Here is a 1,094-nt window from a genome sequence, read left to right as displayed (position 1 = left end):
GTATTAAAGTTGCCGATGTTGCTGAATTGGTTGACAAACTTAAGACTGAAGCGAAGGTGATCTAACATGAGTATACTAGTAATTGCAGATCATGATAACGGTAGCATCAAGCCAGTTACCCTAAACGTTTTGAGTGCAGCAAAAGCGATCGGTGGTGACATCGACGTGCTAGTTGCAGGCGAAGGTTGTGGTGCGGCGGCTGAAGCAGCTGCTAAAGCTGAAGGTGTTGCTAAAGTATTGGTTGCAGATAATGCAGCCTACGGTCACTCTCTAGCTGAGAACTTATCTCTACTAGTTGCTGATCTTGGTAAAGGTTATTCTCACATCGTTACTTCTGCGGGCACTACGGGTAAGGACTTCCTTCCACGTGTAGCTGCTTTGTTGGATGTGGCGCAAATCTCTGACATCATCAAAGTTGAATCAGCTGATACTTTCGTTCGTCCTATCTATGCAGGTAATGCGATCGCTACTGTTCAGTCTTCTGACGGCATCAAAGTAATCACTGTTCGTGGTACTGCGTTTGATCCTGTTGCTGCTGAAGGTGGTTCTGCTGCTGTTGAAGCTATTGATAACGTTCAGGATGCTGGCATCTCTACCTTCGTTGGTGAAGAAATGGCTAAGTCTGATCGTCCAGAGTTGACTGCTGCTGACATCGTGATTTCTGGTGGCCGTGGTATGCAAAATGGCGACAACTTCAAGATTCTTGAGTCTGTTGCTGACAAGCTAGGCGCTGCTGTAGGTGCATCACGTGCCGCTGTTGATGCTGGCTTCGTACCTAACGATATGCAGGTTGGTCAAACAGGTAAGATTGTTGCACCTAACCTTTACATCGCTGTTGGTATCTCGGGTGCTATCCAGCACTTGGCAGGTATGTCAGGCAGTAAAGTAATCGTTGCAATCAACAAAGACGAAGATGCTCCTATCTTCCAGGTTGCTGATTACGGTTTGGTTGCTGATTTGTTTGAAGCTGTTCCAGAATTGGACGCTGCACTTTAAGCAAAGCTAAGTTCTAAAAACCGATACATGAAAGTGTATCGGTTTTTTTGTGCCTGACTATTAATCAGGCTTTGCTTCGTAAGGTGTCAAGTTCGTAA

1 protein-coding gene is annotated in these 1,094 nt (G+C 45.6%); it reads left to right on the top strand.

The window, feature by feature from the left end:
* Window positions 1-66 precede the first annotated feature (66 nt).
* Window positions 67-996, top strand: coding sequence for an electron transfer flavoprotein subunit alpha/FixB family protein (locus A3735_RS26920; RefSeq protein ID WP_068508383.1), 930 nt, complete (start codon window positions 67-69; stop codon window positions 994-996).
* The last annotated feature ends 98 nt before the right edge of the window (window positions 997-1,094 follow it).

It is taken from the genome of Oleiphilus sp. HI0061 (assembly GCF_001635675.1).
Note: the sequence above shows the minus strand (reverse complement) of the source record. Positions and strands in the feature narration are given on the sequence as shown.

Excerpts from the sequence above, each read along its gene's own strand:
- A3735_RS26920 (WP_068508383.1), top strand. The coding sequence starts at position 67 with ATGAGTATACTAGTAATTGCAGATCATGATAACGGTAGCATCAAGCCA.